The following is a 2,409-nucleotide window of genomic DNA, read 5'->3' on the forward strand; positions in this document are numbered from 1 at the left end:
GAAGATTACAGTTTAACGTCTAAGTTTTTCTGGTTGGTGGTGATTGTGACCACCGTAGGTTTAGGGTTGTCATTTAGTCCGGTTCGCCATGTAGAAGCGGCGGGTGCGTCTAAAATAGCGTCGGCATTTTTATACATTTTAGTCGCCACGATTGGCTTGCATATGGACGTGTCTAAAATTATGGATACGCCGATTTACTTCCTCGTCGGTATTGTGTGGATGATAGTCCATGCAGGGCTAATGCTATTAGTGGCTAAACTGATTAAAGCGCCATTGTTTTATATGGCGGTGGGGAGCCAAGCTAACGTTGGTGGTGCTGCTTCGGCCCCTGTTGTGGCGGCGGCATTCCACCCAGCATTAGCACCAGTTGGTGTGCTATTAGCTGTATTTGGTTATGCATTAGGTACCTACATGGCTTGGCTATGTGGTCAGTTTTTACAAGTTGTCGCAGGTTAATGCGCAAAGAGGATCAAATGGATCAAAAAATTATTCAGTTAGCTAATGACATTCAAGTGGCCAATGATAAGCCGTTTGTTTTGTTTGGTGGCATGAACGTACTTGAGTCTCGTGACTTAGCCATGTCAATTGCTGAGCACTATGTTGAAGTGACCCAAAAACTGGGTATTCCCTATGTGTTTAAAGCATCGTTTGATAAAGCGAATCGCTCTTCGGTCAATTCTTACCGTGGTCCAGGTATGGAAGAAGGCTTGCGTATTTTTGAAGAGATTAAATCAACCTTCAATGTGCCATTAATCACTGACGTGCACGAAACACATCAATGTGCGCCAGTTGCTGAAGTGGTTGATATTATTCAGCTGCCAGCCTTTTTAGCCCGCCAAACCGATTTGGTGGTGGCTATGGCTAAAACAGGTGCGGTGATCAACGTGAAAAAACCACAGTTTTTAGCGCCGCATGAAATGCGTCATATCATCACTAAATTTAATGAAGCTGGTAACGACAACATTATTTTATGTGAACGAGGCAGCAGCTTTGGCTATAACAACCTCGTAGTAGACATGTTAGGCATGGACGAAATGAAGCAAACGGGTTATCCGGTCATCTTTGATGCAACTCACGCACTACAACGCCCTGGTGGGCGAGCTGATTCTGCTGGTGGCCGTCGTGCTCAAGCGACTGAACTTGCTCGCAGTGGTATGGCATTAGGTTTAGCGGGGTTGTTTATTGAAGCGCATCCCGATCCTGATAATGCTAAATGTGACGGCCCATGTGCATTGCCACTGCATTTGTTAGAAAAATATCTTACCCAGATGAAAGCCGTTGATGAACTGGTTAAATCATTTGAGTTTATTGATACCAGTAAATAAGCATGGTGTTTTTAGCTTCTGAATCAAGGTAAGTAAGTTGATTTTTAATCAATTTGACACATTTTGAGTGTCTTTTATTCACCGTAAACAGTAATCTAATTACCCTTGTATAAGCCCTGACTTTTTACAAAGTTAGGGCTTTTGTCTTTCTGGATTTAACGATGTGGATCTTATTTACTTTTCTTGCGGCATTTATGCAGGCATGGCGTAACGCCTTTCAAAGTCAACTCAGTAAAGAGGTCAAGGTTGCAGGTGTGACTTTGGCGCGATTTATTTGGGCGGGGCCGATTGCCGCCTTGTACCTGTTTAGTCTGCATCAATATCAACCCGCTGCATTACCGCAATTTAGCGCTGACTTTTGGGGATTTGTTATTGGGGCTTCTTCAATGCAAATATTGGCGACGGGCTTAATGGTAAAGCTGTTTAAAATGCAAAACTTTGCCATTGGTGCTGGGTTGGCAAAAAGTGAAGCCTTAGTCGCTGCAATCCTTGGGGTGTTTTTCTTTGGTACTCAATTATCATTACTTGGTTGGATAGGCGTTGTGGTTGGCGGTTTGGCTGTCATGTTGCTTAGTAGTAAACAAGGATTTAAACAGCTTTCTGTCAAAACTGTCATGTTAGGTTTAACCTGCGGCAGTGCGTTTGCGTTAACATCCCTGTGGGTAAGAGAAGCCAGTTTAACTTTGCAAGGGCCGTTTACTCACCGCGCCGCATGGGTATTGTTGTGGGTTATTAGTATTCAAACCATCGTGCTGATTGCTTACTTAGTCGCAAAAGACAAATCCACTTTAAGCGCATTATGGCAACGTCCAAAGCTCACCGTCGCAATCAGTGTCGCCAGTTGTATTGGCTCCATTGGTTGGTTTAGCGCAATGTCATTACAGGCTGTGCCTTATGTCAAAACCCTTGGCCAAATCGAAGTCTTTTTTACGTTAATGATTGCCGCTCTGTGGCTTAAAGATAAAGTCAAAATCAATGACGTGGCTGGTTTAGTGCTGATTGCCATTGCCGCGATTTTGGTGATGTGGAGTTAAGTGGGTTGTGAAGCTTTGTCTTGTTGACTTAGCGTAGCGATCTTAGTCAC

The 2,409-nt window shown here is 43.8% G+C and carries 3 protein-coding genes; all 3 read left to right on the plus strand.

What is annotated here, in order from left to right; genetic code table 11:
• Window positions 1-456: DUF819 family protein (locus PQR79_RS20190; RefSeq protein ID WP_274408641.1), on the plus strand; the 456-nt coding region annotated here is incomplete at its 5' end.
• Window positions 457-473: 17 nt separating this feature from the next.
• The gene (kdsA, locus tag PQR79_RS20195; RefSeq protein WP_238107270.1) at window positions 474-1,325 is read left to right on the plus strand and encodes a 3-deoxy-8-phosphooctulonate synthase; all 852 of its coding nucleotides are present in this window, start codon (window positions 474-476) and stop codon (window positions 1,323-1,325) included.
• Between the two features lie 161 nt (window positions 1,326-1,486).
• Window positions 1,487-2,359 carry a DMT family transporter gene (locus PQR79_RS20200; protein WP_238107271.1) on the plus strand — a complete coding sequence of 291 codons (873 nt, stop codon included), beginning with the start codon at window positions 1,487-1,489 and terminating at the stop codon, window positions 2,357-2,359.
• The last annotated feature ends 50 nt before the right edge of the window (window positions 2,360-2,409 follow it).

Origin of the sequence: Shewanella metallivivens (assembly GCF_028750675.1) — a bacterium.
Lineage (GTDB): Bacteria > Pseudomonadota > Gammaproteobacteria > Enterobacterales > Shewanellaceae > Shewanella > Shewanella metallivivens.

What these genes read in the sequence shown, in the direction of transcription:
- PQR79_RS20200 (WP_238107271.1), top strand. Translation starts at nt 1,487, where the DNA reads ATGTGGATCTTATTTACTTTTCTTGCGGCATTTATGCAGGCATGGCGT.
- kdsA (WP_238107270.1), top strand. Translation starts at nt 474, where the DNA reads ATGGATCAAAAAATTATTCAGTTAGCTAATGACATTCAAGTGGCCAAT.